The 21,983-nt window shown below is 45.6% G+C and carries 24 protein-coding genes; 10 read left to right on the forward strand and 14 right to left on the reverse strand.

Annotated features, from left to right (window positions below):
• Nucleotides 1-52: 52 nt before the first annotated feature.
• Both sppA and P2W83_RS02495 read right to left on the reverse strand, forming a co-directional pair.
• Nucleotides 53-1,837 (reverse strand): signal peptide peptidase SppA, encoded by a 1,785-nt coding sequence (sppA, locus tag P2W83_RS02490; protein ID WP_276132107.1) that lies wholly within the window; start codon nt 1,835-1,837, stop codon nt 53-55.
• 50 nt (nt 1,838-1,887) lie between these two features.
• The gene (locus tag P2W83_RS02495) at nt 1,888-2,100 is read right to left on the reverse strand and encodes a hypothetical protein (protein ID WP_276132108.1); all 213 of its coding nucleotides are present in this window, start codon (nt 2,098-2,100) and stop codon (nt 1,888-1,890) included.
• 242 nt (nt 2,101-2,342) lie between these two features.
• On the opposite strand from P2W83_RS02495, the gene P2W83_RS02500 reads away from it, so the two are divergent.
• The gene (locus tag P2W83_RS02500) at nt 2,343-2,915 is read left to right on the forward strand and encodes a GNAT family N-acetyltransferase (protein WP_276132109.1); all 573 of its coding nucleotides are present in this window, start codon (nt 2,343-2,345) and stop codon (nt 2,913-2,915) included.
• Here P2W83_RS02500 and P2W83_RS02505 read toward each other — a convergent pair.
• Entirely contained in the window at nt 2,912-3,628 is a 717-nt protein-coding gene (locus tag P2W83_RS02505; protein WP_276132110.1) for a DUF3667 domain-containing protein, read from the reverse strand. The genes P2W83_RS02500 and P2W83_RS02505 overlap by 4 nt on opposite strands.
• Nucleotides 3,629-3,731: 103 nt before the next feature.
• On the opposite strand from P2W83_RS02505, the gene P2W83_RS02510 reads away from it, so the two are divergent.
• From P2W83_RS02510 to recQ, 4 genes are all read left to right on the forward strand, one after another.
• Nucleotides 3,732-5,000 (forward strand): amidohydrolase family protein, encoded by a 1,269-nt coding sequence (locus P2W83_RS02510; protein WP_276132111.1) that lies wholly within the window; start codon nt 3,732-3,734, stop codon nt 4,998-5,000.
• Between the two features lie 210 nt (nt 5,001-5,210).
• Nucleotides 5,211-5,765: a hypothetical protein gene (locus P2W83_RS02515; protein ID WP_276132112.1), complete on the forward strand. Its 555-nt coding sequence runs from the start codon at nt 5,211-5,213 to the stop codon at nt 5,763-5,765.
• Nucleotides 5,766-5,787: 22 nt separating this feature from the next.
• On the forward strand, nt 5,788-6,285 hold the full coding sequence (gene folK / locus P2W83_RS02520; RefSeq protein ID WP_276132113.1) for a 2-amino-4-hydroxy-6-hydroxymethyldihydropteridine diphosphokinase: 498 nt from the start codon (nt 5,788-5,790) through the stop codon (nt 6,283-6,285).
• A 213-nt stretch (nt 6,286-6,498) separates the two neighbouring features.
• Nucleotides 6,499-8,730 carry a DNA helicase RecQ gene (gene recQ / locus P2W83_RS02525; RefSeq protein WP_276132114.1) on the forward strand — a complete coding sequence of 744 codons (2,232 nt, stop codon included), beginning with the start codon at nt 6,499-6,501 and terminating at the stop codon, nt 8,728-8,730.
• A 94-nt stretch (nt 8,731-8,824) separates the two neighbouring features.
• On the opposite strand, the gene P2W83_RS02530 is transcribed toward recQ, so the two are convergent.
• Nucleotides 8,825-10,474 carry a PSP1 domain-containing protein gene (locus P2W83_RS02530; protein WP_276132115.1) on the reverse strand — a complete coding sequence of 550 codons (1,650 nt, stop codon included), beginning with the start codon at nt 10,472-10,474 and terminating at the stop codon, nt 8,825-8,827.
• A 374-nt stretch (nt 10,475-10,848) separates the two neighbouring features.
• Here P2W83_RS02530 and P2W83_RS02535 point away from each other — a divergent pair, with 374 nt between their 5' ends.
• Nucleotides 10,849-11,265 (forward strand): response regulator, encoded by a 417-nt coding sequence (locus tag P2W83_RS02535; RefSeq protein WP_276132116.1) that lies wholly within the window; start codon nt 10,849-10,851, stop codon nt 11,263-11,265.
• Between the two features lie 2 nt (nt 11,266-11,267).
• On the opposite strand, the gene P2W83_RS02540 is transcribed toward P2W83_RS02535, so the two are convergent.
• A complete protein-coding gene (locus P2W83_RS02540) occupies nt 11,268-12,404 on the reverse strand; it encodes a DNA polymerase III subunit (protein ID WP_276132117.1) in 1,137 nt (378 codons plus the stop codon).
• A gap of 149 nt (nt 12,405-12,553) precedes the next feature.
• Here P2W83_RS02540 and P2W83_RS02545 point away from each other — a divergent pair, with 149 nt between their 5' ends.
• The 4 genes from P2W83_RS02545 (at nt 12,554) to P2W83_RS02560 (ending at nt 16,464) form a co-directional block, all read left to right on the forward strand.
• The gene (locus P2W83_RS02545) at nt 12,554-13,417 is read left to right on the forward strand and encodes an SPFH domain-containing protein (RefSeq protein ID WP_276132118.1); all 864 of its coding nucleotides are present in this window, start codon (nt 12,554-12,556) and stop codon (nt 13,415-13,417) included.
• 62 nt (nt 13,418-13,479) lie between these two features.
• Nucleotides 13,480-13,668, forward strand: coding sequence for a type II toxin-antitoxin system antitoxin (locus tag P2W83_RS02550; protein WP_276132119.1), 189 nt, complete (start codon nt 13,480-13,482; stop codon nt 13,666-13,668).
• Between the two features lie 764 nt (nt 13,669-14,432).
• On the forward strand, nt 14,433-15,422 hold the full coding sequence (locus tag P2W83_RS02555) for a hypothetical protein (protein WP_276132120.1): 990 nt from the start codon (nt 14,433-14,435) through the stop codon (nt 15,420-15,422).
• Between the two features lie 55 nt (nt 15,423-15,477).
• Nucleotides 15,478-16,464, forward strand: coding sequence for a patatin-like phospholipase family protein (locus tag P2W83_RS02560; RefSeq protein WP_276132121.1), 987 nt, complete (start codon nt 15,478-15,480; stop codon nt 16,462-16,464).
• 1 nt (nt 16,465) lies between these two features.
• Here the strand turns inward: P2W83_RS02560 and P2W83_RS02565 are convergent, their stop codons facing one another.
• From P2W83_RS02565 to infA, 9 genes are all read right to left on the reverse strand, one after another.
• A complete protein-coding gene (locus P2W83_RS02565) occupies nt 16,466-16,948 on the reverse strand; it encodes an acyl-CoA thioesterase (protein ID WP_276132122.1) in 483 nt (160 codons plus the stop codon).
• 20 nt (nt 16,949-16,968) lie between these two features.
• On the reverse strand, nt 16,969-18,084 hold the full coding sequence (locus P2W83_RS02570; RefSeq protein ID WP_276132123.1) for a DNA alkylation repair protein: 1,116 nt from the start codon (nt 18,082-18,084) through the stop codon (nt 16,969-16,971).
• 88 nt (nt 18,085-18,172) lie between these two features.
• A complete protein-coding gene (gene rplQ, locus P2W83_RS02575; RefSeq protein ID WP_276132124.1) occupies nt 18,173-18,706 on the reverse strand; it encodes a 50S ribosomal protein L17 in 534 nt (177 codons plus the stop codon).
• Nucleotides 18,707-18,823: 117 nt separating this feature from the next.
• Complete coding sequence (locus P2W83_RS02580; RefSeq protein ID WP_276132125.1) at nt 18,824-19,819, reverse strand: DNA-directed RNA polymerase subunit alpha; 996 nt, start codon at nt 19,817-19,819, stop codon at nt 18,824-18,826.
• A 131-nt stretch (nt 19,820-19,950) separates the two neighbouring features.
• On the reverse strand, nt 19,951-20,556 hold the full coding sequence (rpsD, locus tag P2W83_RS02585) for a 30S ribosomal protein S4 (protein ID WP_276132126.1): 606 nt from the start codon (nt 20,554-20,556) through the stop codon (nt 19,951-19,953).
• Between the two features lie 100 nt (nt 20,557-20,656).
• Nucleotides 20,657-21,058 carry a 30S ribosomal protein S11 gene (rpsK, locus tag P2W83_RS02590; protein WP_276132127.1) on the reverse strand — a complete coding sequence of 134 codons (402 nt, stop codon included), beginning with the start codon at nt 21,056-21,058 and terminating at the stop codon, nt 20,657-20,659.
• 99 nt (nt 21,059-21,157) lie between these two features.
• Complete coding sequence (gene rpsM / locus P2W83_RS02595; RefSeq protein ID WP_276132128.1) at nt 21,158-21,538, reverse strand: 30S ribosomal protein S13; 381 nt, start codon at nt 21,536-21,538, stop codon at nt 21,158-21,160.
• A 29-nt stretch (nt 21,539-21,567) separates the two neighbouring features.
• Nucleotides 21,568-21,684, reverse strand: a complete 117-nt coding sequence (gene ykgO, locus P2W83_RS02600; RefSeq protein WP_276132129.1) for a type B 50S ribosomal protein L36 — start codon at nt 21,682-21,684, stop codon at nt 21,568-21,570.
• Between the two features lie 23 nt (nt 21,685-21,707).
• Nucleotides 21,708-21,926 (reverse strand): translation initiation factor IF-1, encoded by a 219-nt coding sequence (gene infA / locus P2W83_RS02605; protein ID WP_086100257.1) that lies wholly within the window; start codon nt 21,924-21,926, stop codon nt 21,708-21,710.
• Nucleotides 21,927-21,983: the final 57 nt, after the last annotated feature.

Raw genomic sequence — 21,983 nt, forward strand, 5'->3', positions numbered from 1 at the left:
TTCTCTATGATAAATCACCTTAAAGGTACTACGAACGGGCTATACTACGTATCTATTTTACTGTTAAAGAGTACGGCATAGCCATCAGTGCCTTGCCTTGCATGCTACGAAGCGCCTTTACCTGCTTATAGTATTGATAATCTGAACCCATTTCTTCTTCCATTGCGGCCTTTAGTACCTCTGCCGAAACCGATGAACCCTTGAACCTGCGCATCACGGCTTCAAACCTGTCAACCGGTTCCGGATAAGTAGTCACCTGGTAATCGTCGATCTTAGCCAGCTTAGCCGCGCTCGCGATAGCCCTATCCAGGCCGCCGATGGCATCCACCAGGCCTATTCGCAACGCATCACTACCTGTCCATACACGTCCCTGGGCTATGCTATCCACGTCGGCTATGGTCATCTTGCGGCCCTGCGCTACCCTGCTTTTGAAGACGGTGTATACATTATCTATCGAACGCTGCATACGAGCGGCTTCGTCAGCTGTCAGCGGACGGGTAGCAGTTGGAAAATCTGCATAAGGTGCGTTCTTCACTTCATCAAATGTTACACCCAGCTTATTCTTCAGCATGTTTTCTACGTTGAACATCATACCAAATACACCGATGCTACCGGTAATAGTATTCGACATAGCAAAAATGCTGTCGGCTTTGCAAGAGATGTAATACCCACCTGATGCTGCGAGGTCGCCCATCGATACTACCAGTGGTTTCTTTTGTTTCAACAGTTCCAGTTCGCGTAGTATCACTTCAGAAGCCAATGCGCTTCCGCCAGGGGAGTTCACACGCAGCACCACGGCTTTGACCTTGTCGTTCTTGGCGATCTTACGTATCTGCTCTCTCATATTTTTAGAAGCCACTTGACGCATATCTGTTTCGCCACCGTCTACAATGTTACCTTCTGCAAACAGCACTGCTATACGCTCGTCTTTGATCTTTCTTTTGCCACGCACGTGGTCAGCATAGTTATCAATATCCACATAATTGATCTCTTCTTTTTCTTCAGTACCAGCTTTGGTCCTGATCAACTTCTCTACCTGGTCCCAATATCTCAGACCGTCTACCAGTTTTAAACGTTCCGCGTCTTGCGGAAACTGGATCGCACCTGAGACTGCCCACTGGTTGATCATAGCCGTGTCGGTTTTCGTATGCTCGGCTGCTGCACGCAGGAACTCGCTCCAGAAGTCAGCCTGGAATTCGCTAACCTGATGTCTGTTCTCCGGACTCATCTCGTAAGCCCTGAATGGCTCGGTAGCACTTTTGAACTTACCAGCGTAGAATATTTCAGGTTGGATCTCCAGTTTATCCAGCGTGCCTTTGAAAAACGGGATGGTAGTGGTCATACCTTTCAGCTCGATATCGCCCACGGGGTTTACGTAAACGCTATCTGCCGCAGAGGCAATGTAATAAGCGCCCTGGGAGATGTTCTCGCCATAAGCGTATACAAACTTCTTGCTGGTTTTAAAGTCGACAATTGCGGCACGCAGCTGCTGCATGGTAGCCCAACCGTTGCCTGACGGTGTCAACTTGATATAGATGCCTTTGATCCTATCGTCGGTTTTGGCGTGTTTAATGGCGTTGATCGCGTCGTACAGGCCCGCCTGGTACGAGTTTTCATCACTAAATGCCGCAAACGAGTTCTTTTCGCCCTGCTCGTGGTAGGCTTTATTTACGTCTATGAGCAGCACGCTGTTTGATGCAACGGTGACCCTGGATTCGTCTGAGTCAGATTTAGATATTGCCCCAACGATCAGACCGATCACCAGTGCTACCATGATCACTCCTGTTACGATCATCGCCAGCATAGAGGCGAAAAACATCTTGAAAAATTGTTTCATCGTGTTGTTTTAGCTATTTATATAATACGGAGCAAATATACGGGTAAAGGCTATTGATACTCCGGGGTTTCGGCAAACACAGTGTTTGTTTCGGTAAACACCCTGTTTATTTCGGCAAACGACAGTTTGGTAACAAAACCAGACCCGAAACATCCATTTCTCCGGATCGAGATGTTACCGGCTGAAAACCGCGCCAGCAAAGGATCAAAGCCCCAATCTGTTAGCTTTTCCAGCGCGTTTTGAGGCTTTAAAAACTGTAACATTCCGGACGGTTTGTTACTCGCCCAAAGCTGCGCCCGTATTGCGTTCCGGTTCCAATTTGTTAGTTTTTGTTGCACGTTTTGAGGGTTATTTTCACCGCCAGCCCCGGTGACATGGTGGCCAGCTGGACTTGGAAATGGATTTTCGGCTTCACGGTGCATCATTTTACCATAACAAATATACGACATTTTGCCCAGTCACAAACTGCTTGCCAAACACTTAAACTAGCGGCAAATCATTATCTTTGAACAAGTATTTGCACATGCAAACTTCTACTGCCACACATAGCCAACCAGTTGACAAAGAGGTCACATACCGCTCCGCCGTTTTGTCGGATGTGCGGAAACTTTCGGTCCTGTACACACAGTGTTATATCCATGCTTATGCCATTGATGGCGTGTCAGATGAGTATGCCAATTTCATAACCAGGCAATTTTCCACAGAACGACTTTCACAAGCTGTTAGTGAGCATCCCGGCAATATCATTGTCGCCGAGTATGATGGTAACCTGGTAGGAGTTGTAGAAGTAGCGTTTGATCAAAAATGTCCCCTGGGAGAACTGGTGGCGCCAGAATTGAACAAACTGTATGTATTACAATGGTTTGGCAGCCAGGGCATCGGCCACCGTTTACTACAAGAAAGCGAGCGTCTAGTTCGATCAAAAGGCGAAAAACAAATGTGGCTATGGGCCTGGGATCAAAATCCGCGCGCTATTGCGTTCTACGAGCGCCAGGGTTACCGGGTTGTAGGACCAGCACCTTGCCCTATGGAGCAGAATGACTACGTAAACATCGTGATGGTAAAACAACTCAGCTAGTTGAAATACAGCCAGGGTGTCATAAAACCGGCGACGGTAAGTCCCATAAGCAAGGTAAGTGCGATGCCGGCAAACATGAGGAAGCGGACCGGGAGCGTTTTCAGTGACCGGTGTACACCAAAAAACTGCGTATAAGCATACACGAAATAGGCGAAGAACAATACGAGGATAACAGTCACTTTCTGCGTATGCAGATCCGTTGCCGCTATCAGCAATTTGTACGCTATCAGCAACACTATAAATTGAGAAACCAGGTAAGTATTCAATACAGTGTGCTCCCAATAGTTATAGCCTGCGCGCCGATTGAATGACCAGCTCCACAGAGAGATCAATGGTATCAGCGAACTGTACATAACAGCAGGATGCTTAAAGTAGAAAGTAGCAACGTTTGGGAACAGAACTTTGGGGTGCGGCGTTTCGGTGATAAATATGTGTGACACAAACGAACAGAACGTGCTGAGAATGATCAGGTATGAAAGCGGCTGGAAATAGCTGATGCGCTTACCATCCAGGAATTCGCGAATGACCTTTCCTGGCTGTTTCATCAGCCGCGCCAGGGTGTAGAAAAAGCCTTTGTCAACATGAAAAACCGTATGAGGTATCTCGTCGGCAATCGTGCTAAATGTCACACGATGCGTGCGGGCTTTCTGTCCACAGCTCGAACAGAAATTACCAACGTATTGATGACCACAGTTGAGGCAAGTTGTTTCCATAGTTTATCAGCCAGTTACAATATAGAAGTTTTTCTTTAACATTTCTTTTCCCATACATTTATCATTCGCGGCGGTCAATTAATAGACACACAAACCATCTACAATGAAAAAACTCTTTACGCTTTTCTGCAGCACATTTAGTTTGTTCACTTCCGCGCAACCTTTCAAAAAGGCCGACATCGTCATCAGGCACGTGAATGTGGTGCCGATGAATAAAGAAACCGTACTGACCGACCAGGTAGTCTGTATTGACAATGGAAAGATCAGCTACATAGGCAAAGACAAAGGCAAGGATATAAACACACAGGGACAGGTAGTAGACGCGTCCGGGCAATACCTGATGCCCGGACTTGCAGAAATGCATTGCCACCTGCCTAAGGAGGACGAAGTATCGCGTTTTTTTGACCTGAACCTTGCAGCAGGTGTTACTGTCTTGCGTTCGATGCGTGGTAAGGACTGGCACCTGAAGTACAAAGGCGATCGTCCATACCAACCCAAACTTTACCTGGGCGCACCTGTGCTGCCATGGGATACAATCATCACAAGCGACTATGCAAATAGCCTGGTAAGCGGCTACAAAAAAAGCGGCTTCGATCATCTGAAACTGCTCGCCATCAACGACAGCAATTCGTTTAAGGAAATAATGAAGGCGGCGAAAAAATACGAGATGCCCGTATGCGGACATATGCTGTGGAATGTGAACTATGAAACTGTATTGAACAGCGGCTATAACTCACTAGAGCATCTTGCCTGGCAGCTGGAAGCGTATGATAGTAGCAAGTACCATTACAACAGATATATCGCTCTTGCTGAAAAGAATAATGCTTACCACTGTCCGACCTTCGATTATTACCAGGTGGTATCCAGGCAGATCCCTGAAGAACAACTATTGCAGCGGGCAGGCATGCAATACATACCAGATTCGGTAAAGCAGAAATGGATAGATGGTTTTGCAGCTGATGTAAAAAAGCGCGGCACTGACGCCATCGAAAAAACGAGGAAGGAACAGGCTATAGCAATAGAGAAAAAACGTAAAATGGTGAAAGAAATGTCGGACCGCGGCATGGGCTTGTTGATTGGTGCTGATCCGGAATTATTTGCAGTACCGGGGTTTGGGGTAGTGGAAGAAATGAAGGCGTTTAAAGACGCGGGGCTTAGCAATTACAAAGTATTGGAAGCTGCTACCGTTGCTGCTGCAAAATACCTGCATGCTGAAAAAGAATGGGGAACGGTTGAAAAAGGCAAATGTGCTAACTGCATTCTGCTGGCAAAAAATCCGCTGGAGAATATTACTGCGGTGTCGGAAGTGAAGGGTGTGTTTCTAGATAAGAATTATTATTCGGATCAGGAGTTGAAAGCGAGACTGAATTAATTCCAGTGAAGGTTTTTTACACGTTGAGTGGTGTCAGGCAAAAAAACACCTGACACCACATATATATCTAAGTAAGCAGCAATATTGGTCGCGAAACGACTCAGCCGTTTCGCGCATGCAGGTTGACAGCGAATTACAAATCACAACTCCCATCCTATTTAGCATTGAAACATTTTTCCAAAGCGTAATTGGAGTTACCTTTATGGCACTATGAAACGCGCTGTATATATAGCATTGCTGAGTTTGCTGCCTTTTGCCGGTGTTGCGCAGAGACCGCTCACTCCCGAAGCTGAAAAAGTCAAAGCAGCCTACGACTGGCTGATGAAACAACCCGATTTCCCGGAAAACCATATGGCCTTTATCAAGGCATTTCCCGATAACAAGGATCACTACATAGACGTATTCACACCTCACCAGTTCGACCAGCTGTATTTTCAGTACGATGCGTACCTTGCGAAGTATCGCGAGCTGGGACGCATGTATCCGAAACAGGTGATGCCCAAATGCGTGTCCATTTGCAAAAAACTAAGTTTGAGCGATGGCCCCGCAGGTATCATGCAGGAAACAATGATGGAAGTGGCGGGACTAAATCCGGAAGCATTTGCCCTGGAGTTGAAAAAGCTGAAAAAAAATGAGCAAGCTTCGGTGATCGCTTTTCTTGCCGGCAGTCCGTACAACTCCCAATACCAGGAGTTGATAAAATCGCTGGAACAGCTGAACGAAACCAAGATAGCGCAAGCGATGACCAATGCAAGCGCACGGTAGATCGAAAACACACGACTGAGAATTGAATAAAGCATACCTACTTTTAGGCAGCAACGAAGGCAACCGCCACGAATGGCTGCGACAATGCATTAAACTGATAAGCGAAAGGATCGGGACAATCACCGAACAATCGCAGGTGTACGAGACAGCTGCCTGGGGACTGGAAGAACAACCCGACTTCCTGAACATGGCCATAGGCGTGGAAACCATACTGGAACCGCGCGAGCTGCTGGCTACTATTCAAACGATAGAAGAAGAACTGGGAAGGCAACGAACGCTGAAATGGGGCCAGCGAACGCTGGATATCGACATCCTCCTTATTGACGACCGGATCATTGACCAACCAGACCTGAAGGTGCCACATCCCTTCTTGCCAGAGCGCGGTTTTGCCCTTATTCCGCTTGCAGAAATAGCCGGCGATATGGTGCATCCCATATTTAACAAAACAATAGCAGAGCTACTGGAACAGTGTCGGGACGATCTGGAAGTACGCCCAAAGGGCCATTTGGCGGGTATTTAGGCTTTCGGCAAACGTTTCTGTGACAAAACTGTAGCATCCCATCGGCTGTATTTCACTATTTACGCGATATTTTACAAAAAGCTTGCATGTATGTTTTAGTTTTTTTAACTTACCTATCGTAAATTCGCAGTCCTTTTACAAAGGCCTCAGTTATAATCACATATATATTTCGCCGATGAATTGAGCGCTACTTAAGGTAAATTTTTTAGTGTTATGGATGCAGGTACTTCTACCTCAAAATCGAAAGTGAATTTAAAGAAAGCACTACAGGAGCATTTTGGCTTCGAAGCATTTAAGGGAGAACAGGAAAAAATTATCAAAAGCATACTGTCTGGTACAGATACGTTTGTGATCATGCCTACGGGTGGCGGTAAGTCTATGTGCTACCAATTGCCGGCTTTGCTGAGCGAAGGTGTAGCGCTGATCGTATCACCACTGATAGCGCTCATGAAGAACCAGGTGGACCTGATACGCGGCTATAGCAGCAAGGACCATGTGGCACACTTCCTCAACTCGACACTGAGCAAGGCACAGCAAAAGAAGGTAAAGTCCGACCTTTTGAGCGGACATACCAAAATGCTGTATGTGGCGCCTGAGACGTTGACCAAACAGGAGAACATCGACTTTTTTGCCGATATCAATATTTCGTTCATTGCTGTGGACGAAGCACATTGTATCTCTGAATGGGGACATGATTTCCGCCCGGAGTACAGGAAGCTGCGTGATATGATCGACCAGATCAATCCTGATCTGCCCATCATCGCTCTAACGGCAACGGCTACCCCTAAGGTGCAGGACGATATCGTAAAGAATCTTGCACTGCGTACACCGGAAGTGTTTGTTTCATCGTTCAACCGCCCGAACCTTTATTACGAGATCGTACCTAAAGGCAAGAAAGAGCAGGTGCTGAAGCACATGGTAAAATTCATACAGGGCGGTATGAAAGGCAAAAGCGGTATCATCTATACCCTGAACCGCAAAACCACAGAAGAATTAGCCAGCCTATTGCAGGCTAACGGTATATCAGCAGTAGCCTACCACGCCGGCCTTGATGCCGCGGTGCGCGCACAACGCCAGGATCAGTTCCTGATGGAAGAAGTGGACGTGATCGTGGCTACTATCGCCTTTGGTATGGGTATTGACAAACCAGACGTACGGTTTGTGATGCACTACAACATACCTAAGTCGCTGGAGAACTACTACCAGGAAACCGGCCGCGGTGGCCGCGACGGACTGGAAGGCAAATGCCTGCTGTACTACTCGCATAAAGACGTACAGAAGCTGGAACACCTGATGCGCGACAAACCACTGAGCGAACGCGAAATGGGTGCGCAACTGATAGCAGAAACTGTTGCTTATGTTGAAAGCGGTGTATGCCGTCGCAAACTGTTGCTGCACTACTTTGGTGAAGAACTGAAGCAGGAGAACTGCGGTAACTGCGACAACTGTCTCAACCCGAAAGAAAAACTTGAAGTACGCGACAGCTCGAAGATCGTACTGGATACAGTGAACGAACTGGACGAGCGTTTCAATATCGAATATGTAGTAAATATCATTCTCGGTAAGTCGAACCCACAGATCAAAACCTTCCGTCACGATAAACTGAAATCGTTCGGTAGCGGTTTGATCATGGAAATGCAAGCTGATTTCTGGAATTCACTCATCCGCCAGATGATGCTGGAAGGACTGGTGCGTAAAGACATTGAAGAGTATGGCCTGCTGAAGATAACAGAGAAAGGACACAAGTTCCTGAAGAAGCCATTCTCGATAATGGTGGCTATGAACCACAACTACGAAGAAGCGATAGAAGAAGATGATGATGCAACAGGTGCTAATAGCGGCCCAGCAGCTGCAGACCCTGTGCTGTTTGAAATGCTGAAAGACCTGCGCAGACAAGTAGCAAAGGAAAAAGGCCTGCCTCCATTCGTGATCTTCCTCGAGAATTCACTGGAGGATATGTCTATCAACTATCCTACCACGCTAGAAGAACTAGAGAAGATACAGGGTGTGAGCAAGGGCAAGGCAATGCGCTACGGTCGCAAGTTCGTAGAGCTGATAGCTAAGTATGTTGCTGAGAACGACATCACCAAACCAGACGATTTTGTAATGAAGAGCGTGGTGAATAAGAGCGGTATGAAGGTGTTCATTATACAGAACATCGACAAGAAGATCCCTCTTGAAACCATTGCCCGCAATAAAGACCTGAGCCTGCAAGATCTGCTGGTAGAAATGGAAACCATCGTTGCCAGCGGTACTAAGCTGAACCTGGACTATTGCTTAGAGCAGGAGCTGGATGAATACGAGCAGGAAGACATCTTCGACTACTTCCGCGGCAGCCACGACGACAACCTGGAGCATGCGTATGAAGAATTCAGAGACCGCGATGTGAGCATTGAACAATTGCAAATGATGCGCATCAAGTTCCTGAGCGAATACGCGAATTAAGTTTCAACAACCATTTTCTTTAAAAGAGAAAGCCTCCGATATCGGAGGCTTTCTCTTTTAAAGAAAATGCCCCGCCAAAAGCGGGGCATTCAAATTATTGTGCAGCCTGTGGCGGCGTTGGTTCGCTTGGCCTGTTTTGCTGGCCGCCTCCTCCACCCTGTCCCTGCGGACGCGGCGGCCTTGGTGGCCTTGGCTGGTTTTGTTTTGGTTGTTGCCCTTCCTGCTGCTGCCCTTGTTGTTGTGGGCGCTGCTGCTGTGGACGTTGTTGTTGCGGGCGTTGCTGCTGACCTTGTTGCGGACGCTGTTGTTGCCCAGCTTGCTGTTGTCCTTGTTTAGGTTGTTGTTGACCGCCACCCTGTTGCTGACCCTGCTTAGGTTGCTGCTGTTGGCCGCCTTGCTGACCTTGCCTTTGTTGTGGCTGGTTTTGTTTTTGGCCTTGTTGTTGCGGACGCTGTTGACCCTGACCTTGTTGTGGACGTTGTTGCTGACCCTGACCTTGCTGTTGGGGACGTTGCTGACCACCTTGCTTTTGCTGCTGCGGACGCTGTTGCTGACCACCCTGCGGCTGACCTTGCCTTTGCTGGCCCCCCTGGGCATTCTGCTGAGGTTTGTTTGCGCCACCGCCTTTGCGCTTTTTGTTACCACGCTCCAGCGCTCTCAGCGTGATCTGCCCCACGTCATTCACAAAGCCTACATCTACCTTCACACCAGTTTTGCTGCTGCTCAATTCCAGTTCAACTGGCTGCAGCTCATCAGGTTTCTGGCCCTGCTTGTTCATCGCTAGTATCTCTTTCACCCTGGTGATCATCATCGGGTACTGCTTATTGCTGTCCGAAAAAGTGTACCACATCAGGTTTTTGAAGATATCGCGCTTTTGCAGGTAGGCTCTGCCTTTGGCTGTTTCCAATACATCCGCATTGTCAGGGAATACCCTCAACGCATCCATATAGGTATCCAGCTCGTAATTCAGACAGCACTTTAACCTGCCGCACTGGCCGCTCAGTTTTACCTGGTTGATCGACAGGTTCTGGTAGCGGGCAGCGGTAGTATTTACAGATTTGAAATCGGTAAGCCATGTCGCGCAACACAATTCACGACCACAAGAGCCGATGCCGCCTACTTTGGCACTTTCCTGGCGGGCACCGATCTGGCGCATTTCCACCTTTACTTTAAAGTCGCCGGCGTAGTGCTTGATCAGTTCACGGAAATCCACACGCTGGTCGGCAGTGTAGAAAAAGGTTGCTTTTTTACCATCAGCCTGCAGCTCTACCTCGGCCAGTTTCATTTCCAGCTTCAGGTTGCGCGCTATAGCCCTCGAGCGTATCAGGACCTCGGGTTCACGCTCTTTGGATTTATTATATAGGTCGATATCAGTATCGTTGGCCGGGCGCAAAATGCGTTTCAACGCATTTGGATCGTCAATGCCATACTTTTTCATCTGTAGTTTCACCAGCTCGCCGGTAAGGCTTACTTGTCCTACATCATATCCACCAACGCCTTCTACGGCTATCCAGTCGCCTTTTTCGTAAATAAGGCTGGTATTATTACGGTAAAATTCCTTTCTGCTTCCTTTATTGAACGTTACTTCTATTACCGGGTAAGGTTTTGCACTATCGTGCAGGGGCAAAGCGCTAAGCCAGTCAAAAACATTCATTCGGTTACATCCACCAGTGCTACATCCTCCGTTTCCTTTGCAACCTCCGGGTTTGCCGCTCGCGCCAGTCCCACAATTGCCACATCCCATTTAAATATATATTTATGTTGACAGCAGGCAATCCTGTACATCATTGCTAATTATGTAAAGAACCAATTGGTTGATAAGCTTTTTCCTGTCTCCTCAAAAAATCTTACAGCTTACCTGCCGAGTGTGAAAAATATCAATAATCAGCGAAAATAGTAAAAAATAGCGTAGGTAGGCTGTTATGGTGTGTTGCCATAAAGAATAAGCAGTTTCATATATACAAATAGACATATGACAGGTGTTGATGCCTGTCTGTCAACGCACTAGCTATTGTTGTGGTATGATTTTTTTAACAATGCTTTATCCGCCTCTAAAACGGGTAAATCTCCCGATTTAAGGCCTAAACCTTGTATCAAACGCAAAAATCCACACTGCTTATGCCCCAGTTTGCCCGTATCCTGCTGGCTGATGATGATATGGAAGACCGTCTCATCATTGAAGACGCTTTTCGCGAAATAGGCCTTGAAAAAGAAATAGCCTTTGTTGAAGACGGTGAACTTGTGATACAATACCTGGACAAACTAGCGGGGGAAACGGAGCTACCCTCGCTTATAGTGCTGGATCTCAATATGCCCCGGCTGAGTGGTACAGAAACCTTACGCATGCTGAAGAACCATAATCACTACCGGCATATACCGGTTAAGATATTTTCTACCTCAATGAATGATATTGAAAAGGCACACTGCCTCCAGTTAGGCGCCGAATCATACGTGATCAAACCGATAAAGTTTGAGCAGTGCATTGAAATTGCGCGTGCTTTTTATGACTTCAGTTGCGTTAAGGTTACCGTTTAGTATTACAATATCGGGAGTTGCCTTTTTTGTATGGCATACACCATGCGAACCGACAGCGCATGTAGCTGCGTTTTACTGTGAGCGTTCCGCTCAATGAAATAGATCGTGTCTGTTATTTCTTTCACCATCTGCCCAAAGACTTCCAAGGGTATCGGCATGGCCGCCAGCTTTTGTACGAACTGCGCTTCCTCATCGGGCAAGGCCGGCGGGTGTTGTGGCAGGTAGCGTACACGGATAGTTTGTTCCAGCAGCTGTATGATGTAATGCAAGAAGTTCTTCTGCTGCTCTCGTCCTGATTTACTCCATTCTTCTGAGAACTTAGCTATTTCTAAACCGTTGTTGCGGAAAATCGCATTAAACCACGTGCGTACGTCGGGAAACAAGTCGTTCTCCGCATGACGCACTAATCGCAGCGCTTCGGTAAAGCTACCATTAGCCATGTGGCCAACTTGTGCTGCTTTCTTAGCATCTGCTAGTCCGCGCTGCACAAGCGCGTCAGCAATTTCTGAAGCAGAGATAGGCGCGAGGCGTACCATCTGCGTACGTGATAAGATCGTAGGCAGAATATCCTCCGTATTTTCTGCAATGAAGATCATGATGGTATCAGCCGGAGGCTCTTCAATGAGCTTCAGCAGGATGTTACCTTCTTTACCTAAATACTCTGGTCTCCATATGATCTGCACTTTCTTTCCACCTTCGTACGATTTCAGGTTGAGTTGCTCTATCATCTCACGACATTCTTCAGCCGTGATGTTACCTTGCTTGTTTTCTGCGTTGATGAACTGTAGCCAATCGTAGGTAGTGGCATAAGGAGTTTGAGCTATGAACTCGCGAAAGTCCTGAATGTAATGGCGACTCATAGCCTTGGTATTAGGCTTAGGCGGAATTGACGGAAAGCTCACACGCAGATCGGCGTGTTCCAGCTTGGATACTTTGCTGCAGTTCGGGCATTGGCCACATGAATCATTATCCTGTTTGTTCTCGCAAAAAATGTATTGTGCCAATGCAAGCCCCAGTGGCAAGCCCCCAGTCCCTTCCTGTCCCACCAACAACAAAGCGTGCGGAAAATGTTCGCCCTGCCACATTTTTAGTAAACCTGTCTTTGCCGGCTGCTGCCCTACAACATTGCTCAACTGCATTCGCCAAAAATAACCATGATTCGGTTGATTTTGAAAATCACGGCAATTTCTTTCAAGTGATAACCAATTAGATAACACAGGCAGTAAGATTTTTTTGGAAGTGTGTATGTTATTTCAATACCTTTATGATATCAAAATAATATCAAAGTATGGAAAAGGTTGTTAAACCCATGAATGGCTACCTCGCGTTGTTCATCTCGATCGCCACCCTGGCGCTTGGGGGATACGGGTTCTCTCAGGTCGAGACCAATGTGTTCATGCTTTGGCTGGCTATCCCATCATTGGTGGCCACCATCTTCATTTGGAAAGGCATCATGATCATACAGCCCAACCACTCGCGTGTATTGAACCTCTTTGGTAAATACGTGGGCAGTGTAAAAGAGAATGGCATGTTCTTCGTGAATCCATTTTATACTACAGAAAAACTAACACTGCGTGCGCAAAACCTGGCAACGCCAACGCTGAAGGTGAATGATAAGATGGGGAATCCTATAGAGATAGGGGCAGTACTTGTATGGCAGATACAGGATACCTATCGCGCTGCATACGATGTATCGGACTACATGATCTATGTAAAAACACAAAGTGAAGCTGCGGTGCGTAAACTGGCAACCAGCTTTGCCTACGACAACATTGAAGACGAACATGCTACAATAACGCTACGCGACGGCGGCGATAAAGTATCCGAAATACTGGACCAGGAACTTACTGCACGTTTGTCAACTGCAGGCATCAAGATACTGGAGTCGCGCATCAGTCACCTGGCGTATGCACAGGAGATAGCAGGTGCTATGTTACAACGCCAACAGGCAACTGCCATTGTTGCCGCACGCTTTAAGATAGTAGAGGGTGCCGTAGGCATGGTGGAAATGGCGCTTGCAGAACTCAGCAAAAAACAAATTGTGGAACTGGATGAAGAAAAGAAAGCGGCGATGGTAAGTAACCTGATGGTGGTGCTTTGCGGCGAGAAAGGTATGCAGCCGGTATTAAATGCGGGATCATTATATCAATAGTCTGAATCGCTGATTTTAATGACTAATTAATTTGATTTTGCTGATTAGAAATTGTAACCAAGGTGAGCTCGAAGAAAAGTTTTGTTTTACGTATTGACGAAGAGACGTACAAGGCCCTGGAGAAATGGGCCGGAGACGAGTTTCGTAGCGTGAACGGGCAAATAGAATGGCTTATTGATAAAATGCTAAAGGAATCAGGGCGAAAGAAAAAAGACGAAAAGAAAAACAATGACAAACAGAAGCCGCAGTGATGCGGCTTTTTTGATTTCATAAGACACACAGTTAAAAAAAATCATGCGATCAAAAAAAGAAATAACCATGACAAAAAAAAACTTGCGTAATTTTTTTTGCTGATTAGTTTTGAGGTACCAATAACCTCTAAATCTTCACTATAATGGCAAAGCAAAGGCCAAACCTCAAACCTATAAGTAAAAACATCAATGACCGCTCTTACGAAAACATTCATAATGATTTCTCTTTTCTACAGAGCCTGTATTTAATCCGCAGAGAAATTATTGTTTTTTTGTCCTTAAGTATCTTATGGGGTATTTTCATTCATTATTGCTATCCTATTCCGGATATGTTCTCCGATACCGGCGGGTATATTCGATGGGCCATCGAAAAAAAATACGGAGGCACGAGACCATTAGGCTATTCATACTTTTTAGATTACATCCATAGATTTTCAAAAACTGCTACCGGTGTATTTATAGTTCAGCTAACATTTTTCGCATCTGCTTTGCTATTCTTTTTCACTAGTGTTATCCATTTATTTAAGCTCACCGGCAAGTATATTCGTGCGGTCTTTCTAATAGCAATTATTTTCTTTTTAACCGGATACTATACCACGAACCTTATTTCAAGCGATAGCCTGTTTCTATCGTTATCGTTACTGTTAATTACTTCCTGCTTATGGTTTGTTAAGCGTCCTGGCATCATTGCCTACATACTCATAATATCAGTTATGATGTTTTGTATTACGATAAGATACATCGGCATGATATACCCGGCAATAATGGTAATAGCATTTTTCGTAGGGATCAGGAAAAAATGGCTTGCAGCCGCCGCCACTTTACTACCCTGCCTGATGATAATAGGCTATGTAAATAAAGTAACTGACAACACGGATAGAGACCAGGCAGTACCTGTATTCTCAGCGTTTGGTGGATGGCAACTGGCAAATAATGCATTGCATATAATACCTCATATCGACCTCTCCGAGCCTCTTGTTTATTCTGACGATCCCGATGTACGAATGGTCGATAGCATTGTACGATATTCTTACCCCGCCTTCAAATCAAAATACCCCTCAGCTAATGAGGTTTCTTACCAGGCTATCTGGATAGACTCGTTACCTCTCAGGCAAGCGATGTATAAAAAAAGACAGTTAACCCGCTGGGATTATTATCATGCCTGGAATCACATGGGATTGGTATATTCTGAATACGGTAAAAGCTTGATTACAAAACACCCTTACGAGTATTTTCGTTATTACCTATATAACAATTTTCAAAAACTGATCAAACCCGAGACGGAGGTTTTCGAAAATTATCTTTATGGTAGCTCAACAGGGAAGTACGAGAGAGAGTGGTTCGAACTAAATAAGCACATTGGAAAACAAGAGAACATGAAACCAGCTCATGATCTATTGCGGGCGGTTTTAAAAAAGCAAGCCTGGGTGTATCCGGTACTCTGGGTACTTTTTTGCCTTTCCATAGCGTCATTCCTGATATTGCTGCGCAAGAAAACAGGAATCATCAATTCTGAGATCGCGTCCATGAGTGCTGTTTTAATTACATTCATTGCGATATACGCAGCGGCGATTGTTTATGGAGCACCTGTTATGCTCCGGTTTATGATGCCTATCAGATTGTGCATAATAGCCTTTGTTATAATATGCATACAGCTGATCGCTGCTTATTACAAACAGCGGAAACAACAGGTAAACATAACCCCATCTAAAAAAATGCGAACCTATACTTCCGAGTACGTTAAGGAAAAATGACAGAAAGTTGTTTCAACTTTTACTGCTATATTCAGTCTTAAAATAACCGTGAAGTATGAAGGAGGCATTGTTTATTGTGTCCCTTTTGATCTGTAATTCCCTGACCGCTCAACCGTACAAATACCTTATTATGGAAGGCGGCGGTATCAGGGGAGCAACCTATGCAGGCGCCATCAAAGTACTGGAAGAAAAAAAGATTACCGATGGACTGGAAGGTGTAGGCGGAACATCAGCAGGTGCGCTTGTTGGTGGGCTATTGGCTGTTGGCTACAATGCGGATGAGCTTAGGGACATATTGAATGGGTTGCTGCTACAGGAATTCAACGATGGCCGAGTTGGGTTCATTGGTGGTGCTGTAAGAATGGGAAAAAATTATGGCTGGTTCCGCGGCGTAGCAATGGAAGCATGGCTTGGCAGATTAATAGCCGCCAAAACCGGTAATGCGAACCTAACGCTATCACAGCTCCATACACTCGCAGCTACAAGCCCTAAATTCAAGGACCTCTACGCTTTAGCTACCAACCTATCGCTACAGCGGCAGGAAGTATTATACTATGGCACCTACCCTTCTATGCCGGTCAAAACAGCCATACGAGCCAGTATATCCATTCCCCTGTATTATGGTGCGATGTTCCTTGACAGTAACGGCAATGCATATAGAAAACAAAGCAAAGACAAATCAAGACAGGTACTGGTAGACGGCGGAGTTGTCGCTAATTATCCGCTCACTCTTTTTGACAGCAACGGTGTCAATATGAAAACCCTCGGGCTTAAACTGGAGCGACCGGAACAGATTGAATATACAAAGGATGGACTTGCACCATACCATATTACCAATTTCAGCTACTATATATCTGCGTTGTACAATGTAACTATAGAAACACTGAACAAAGCAACGTCGCCAGAATCTGAGCGAGCACGCACTATTTATATCAGCACCGGGCACATTGGCGGTCGCGTCAAAAAAGTATCAAAAGTCCAAAAAGACTTGATGTATAACAACGGGAAAACTGCCGCTGAAAAATTCTTCAGCAACAAGTAACTCAGACTTTATTCTTCAACTGTGACACCCGCTCTTCAAACGAAACTTTCTGAGGCAAAGGATTCTCAAACGGCTTGAAGAAGTCTATGAGCTTCTGGTCATGCACATCGCTTTTCTGTGTAGCAAAGTTGAAGTGTACAAAAGTGCTCCATAATAACGACTTTAATTGCGTCTTGTCTTTGTTCCACATGGTCATTTCTACGATCAGATCGCGCTCACGAAGCTCCAATATGGTCGACTGAATGACCACCGTTTCCATCAGCATAGCAGGACGTAGGTAAACGATCTGGTTCTGTCCTACCACCCAGCTCTTGCCATGTTCTTTGGCATATTGGTAAATATTGAACTGGTAGTTCTGCCAGATATGATCTTCCCGAGCATTGATAAAATAATCGAGATAACGTGAGTTATTTAGGTGATTGAACGGATCGCAATCCGGGAAGCGAATGAGCGCCTTGCTTTCAAGTACTTTGTTTCCAGACATGGGAGTGGTTATTGAGTAGTTTAATTAGTTAGCGAGAATTCAGCATCCATCATTTCATGCCCATTCACGATCACAGATACCTTATGCAGCCCCGGATAATATGCGCGTGTAGTTATAGGCTTAAAGCTTTGTTTGCGTGTTACAGAGTAAGTCTCACCTGCCATGTATTCGCGTTCGCTTATTTTGAACACCTTCTTTGACATGCTGCCATTGGCCCGGTTGTAGTACATGCCATACTCGAGGCGTACCATCTTCTGCTGTTTGCTGCCATTGCTGATATCGAAAGAGAATACCAGTTCTTTGCCCATCTTCACTTTGGGTGTATGTATCGTAAACCGCTCCAGCTTAAGGGCTTTATCCTTCTTAAAGCCAAATAACTCCATCAACTCAGTGTGACCCTGCTTTAGCAACGTACGGCTGGCATGTTTGATGATCCAATTGGTGTTTGGATCATCTCCTTTCCAGGTCTTAATGACGGATAATGTGAACTCAGGGTTGTCTTTTGACATGTCGTTAAGGTTATTGGCAACGCTTTTCTTTACCCAGATATCTTTATCTGCCTTCAGCTGCTCCAGTATAGTCAGTATCGCGGATGGGTCTTTCTTGAACGCGGGTAGCGCCATTGCCCATGGCAGCCGTGGCCTACAGCCTTCGGTGGCCAGGCGGCGAACACGCGGGTGTTTATGCTTAGCCCAGGCCATCATCTTCGTCATCATCTTATCGCCGTACTTCACGATAAAGGGGCGTACAGCAAACTCGCAGCTCATAAACTTTGTCACTTCCTCCATGGCTGCTACCGATTCTTTGTAATAATCTATGCCATATACCTCGATGTATTCTGGCAGGCACATGTAGCCAAAGCTTACTGACTTTACCTTTTGTTGTAAGTGTTCTACCAATGCTACAATGGTACTTGCTGCATCAGGAAAATGTTTTGGCAGAACAGTATGCAATACGGTGGCGATATGCCTGACACGTTGTTTCAGCTCCTTATTCTTCCATTCTTTGTCGAATACCTTATGGGCAAATGATCTCTTATCAAAAGCAGGCATTACGTGTGCTAATGCATCACTGAATTCATCGATGAAGCCAGCTTTGAAAAATACATCTTTGAACAACTTGCTCGCTTCAGACATCAGTGCGTATTTAGCTGCAAATTACCGAATGTATCAAAACAAAAAGGCCCCGCTGTTGCGAGGCCTTTTCAGTATGCTTAAGTTAAGACTAAGCGTTGTTTTCTTCTGTACCTTCAGCAACAGGAGCTTCAGTTACAGGAGCTTCTGTAGCAGGTGTTGCTTCGGCAGCAGGAGCAGCAGCTTTCTTAGTTGCAGCAGCACCACTACGACGGCTACGACGGGTTTTCTTAGCACCAGCGTCTTTGCCTTCTTTGTTGTAGATCTCGTTGAAGTCAACCAGCTCGATCATTGCCATATCAGCAGCATCACCAAAACGGCGAGGCAGTTTGATGATACGAGTGTAACCACCAGGACGGTTAGCTACTTTATCACCGATTGTACCAAACAGTTCTTTGATAGCCTCTTTGTCTTGCAGATAGCTGAATACAACACGACGGTTGTGCATGCTATCGTCTTTAGAACGAGTGATCAAAGGCTCAGCATAAACACGCAGTGATTTAGCTTTAGTAAGAGTGGTAACGATGCGCTTGTGCTCGATAAGCTGGCAAGCAAGGTTTGACATCAGGGCCTTACGATGTGATTGTGTACGGCCGAGGTTTTTGATTTTGTCTCCGTGACGCATGACTTTAAAATTTGTTCCGGTTACCCGGGGTTTCCTTCGTACCGTGTCAAGGAATACGAAGTACTGGTTAGAAAAAAAATGTCAATCCCGGCATAGCCAGGATTGACATGGAATTAATTAATCGTTGCTACGGTGGAATTTGCTGATATCCATACCAAAGTGCAGACCGCGTTCGCCCAGCACTTGCTCAATTTCAGACAGAGATTTCTGACCGAAGTTGCGGAATTTCATCAGTTCTTCCTGAGTGTATTGTACCAGCTCGCTCAGAGAGTTGATCTTAGCAGCTTTCAGGCAGTTGAATGCACGTACAGAAAGTTCCAGATCTTCCAGAGGAGTGTTCAATACTTTGCGCAGTTGCAGTGTTTCTTCGTCTACTACTGCTTCTTTTTCTTCACGTTTAGTATCCAGAGAGATGTTCTCATCAGTGATGATCATCAGGTGTTGGATAAGGATGCGTGAAGCTTCTTTTACAGCTTCTTCAGGATGGATAGTACCATCTGTAGAAACTTCCATGATCAGCTTTTCGAAATCCGTACGTTGTTCAACGCGGGTATTTTCGATGCTGTATTTTACATTCTTGATCGGAGTGTAAATAGAGTCGATGGCGATGATGCCAACAGGAGCTTCTTTAGGACGGTTCTCTTCAGCAGGAACGTAACCGCGGCCTTTGCCGATGTGTAGTTCGATGTTGAAAGTAGTACCTGGCTCCATGTTGCAGATAACCAATTCAGGATTCATTACCTGGAAATTAGGCAATGCTTCGCCGATCATAGCTGCAGTGAAAGTTTCCTGGCCTTTGATGTTCAGTTCGATCCTTTCGCCAGATACGTCGCCTTCTACGGCTTTTTTCAGGCGAACCTGTTTCAGGTTCAGGATGATCTCAGTAACATCTTCCAGTACACCTTTGATAGTTGCAAATTCATGGTCTGCACCTGCTATTTTGATAGCAGTGATCGCATAACCTTCCAGCGAAGAAAGCAGTACACGACGCAGTGCATTACCAATGGTAACACCGTAACCGGGTTCCAGAGGGCGGAATTCAAACTGAGCTTCGAAATCAGTAGCTTTCTGAAGAACAATCTTATCCGGTTTTTGGAAATTCAATATGGCCATATTGAGATTTGAGATTTACTGTTTTTAAAGTTTTAGGCTAAATCCTTATTAAAGGGAAGCTAATATAAGCATTTTTAGCCAATTGGTAAAACAAGCTAAGCTTCCTGATGGCAGGAAGCTTAGTGTCATTATTACTTAGAGTACAACTCGACGATCAGCTGTTCCTTGATATTCTCAGGAACGCTTTCACGTTCTGGGTGAGCTATATAAGTACCTTTCATTTCTTTTTCGTTCCAGTCAACCCAAGTGATCTTCTGGCCTTTGCCGCGGATCTGGCCTGTAACGTCTGTGTTAGCCTTGCTCTTAGGTTTCAGTTCAATAACATCACCTGGCTTCATTGTGTATGAAGGGATGTTCACTACTTCACCGTTTACCATGATGTGCTTGTGCGACACCATTTGACGAGCAGCAGGACGTGTAGGAGCGATACCCATACGATAGATGGTATTGTCCAGACGAGCTTCCAGCAGTTTGATCAGGTTCTCACCGGTAGCACCTTTCAGGCGTGCAGCCTCAACGTAGGTGTTACGGAATTGTTTCTCCAGAAGGCCGTAAGTGTATTTAGCCTTTTGTTTTTCTTTCAGCTGGATAGCGTATTCGCTCGCAGTTTTGCGTTTGCGGCTAGGTCCATGCTGACCTGGAGGGTTGCTGTTTTTGCCGAGGTTTTTGCCTGATCCCAGGATAGGCTCACCGAAAATACGGCAGATTCTGTTCTTTGGTCCTGTATAACGTGCCATGACGATTTTTGTTTTCCTGCCCCGTCTCCTTTAAAAATCGTAAAATCCGATCCGGAGCAGCGATTATAAATAAAAAATGATTGCGATTTTGATGTTGCGATTATACGCGACGTTTCTTCGGAGGACGGCAACCGTTGTGTGGCAGCGGCGTTACGTCTTTGATAGAAACTACTTCGATACCCATGTTTGCCAGGGCGCGGATAGCGCTTTCACGACCTGAACCGGGACCTTTCACGAATACGTCAACTTTCTTTACACCAGCGTCCATTGCTACTTTACCGCAGTCTTGTGAAGCCATTTGAGCTGCATAAGGCGTGTTTTTCTTAGAACCGCGGAAGCCCATTTTACCAGCAGAAGACCAAGAGATAACCTGGCCGGTCTTGTTGGTGATGCTGATGATGATGTTGTTGAATGCTGCGTTGATATGCACGTCGCCGTGTGGATCAACTTTTACGACGCGCTTTTTAGCGGCTGTCTTAGCAGATGCTTGTTGCTTTGCCATTTTGTTTTAAAAATAAGGTAGTCAAAAAATGAACCGATATACATCGGGCGTACCACTCCTCCCCGGTGCACCTCACCAGATCCGGCAGCGGTACAGTTATTATTTCTTAGGTGCTTTCTTTTTACCTGCAACTGTCTTACGCTTACCTTTACGGGTACGGCTGTTAGTACGGGTACGCTGACCACGCAAAGGAAGACCTTTACGGTGACGCAGACCACGATAACAAGCGATATCCATGAGGCGCTTAATGTTCATTTGCACTTCAGAACGCAACTGGCCTTCTACTTTAAACTCGCTGGAGATAATGTTACGGATAGCAGCCTGCTCATCATCGTTCCACTCGGCAGCTTTCTTATCGAAATCGATGCCTGATTTCTCGAGGATGTATTGAGCTGTGCTACGGCCGATACCGTAGATGTACGTGAGCGCTATCTCACCGCGTTTGTTTTTTGGAAGGTCAATACCAGATATACGAGCCATATATGATAAAATTCAAAAATTTTTAATAATTAGCCCTGGCGTTGTTTGAAACGGGGGTTCTTTTTGTTAATGATGTACAGTTTTCCTTTACGGCGTACAATCTTGCAGTCGGCACTACGCTTCTTAATGGCAGCTCTAACCTTCATGACTTGTTGGTTATTTAAATTGTTTATTTATAACGATATATTATACGGCCACGGCTCAAATCATACGGACTCATCTCAACACCTACTTTATCACCAGGCAGAATGCGTATGTAGTGCATGCGCATTTTTCCTGAAATTGTTGCCAGTATTTCGTGCCCGTTTTCAAGGCGTACACGAAACATAGCGTTTGATAAAGCTTCTACTATCGTCCCGTCCTGTTTGATTAAAGACTGCTTAGCCATATTTAAAAGGACTGCAAAGGTAAAGTATTATTTTTATTTTCCAAAACAAATACACTG

The sequence above is a fragment of the Polluticoccus soli genome (genome assembly GCF_029269745.1).
Taxonomy (GTDB): domain Bacteria; phylum Bacteroidota; class Bacteroidia; order Chitinophagales; family Chitinophagaceae; genus Polluticoccus; species Polluticoccus soli.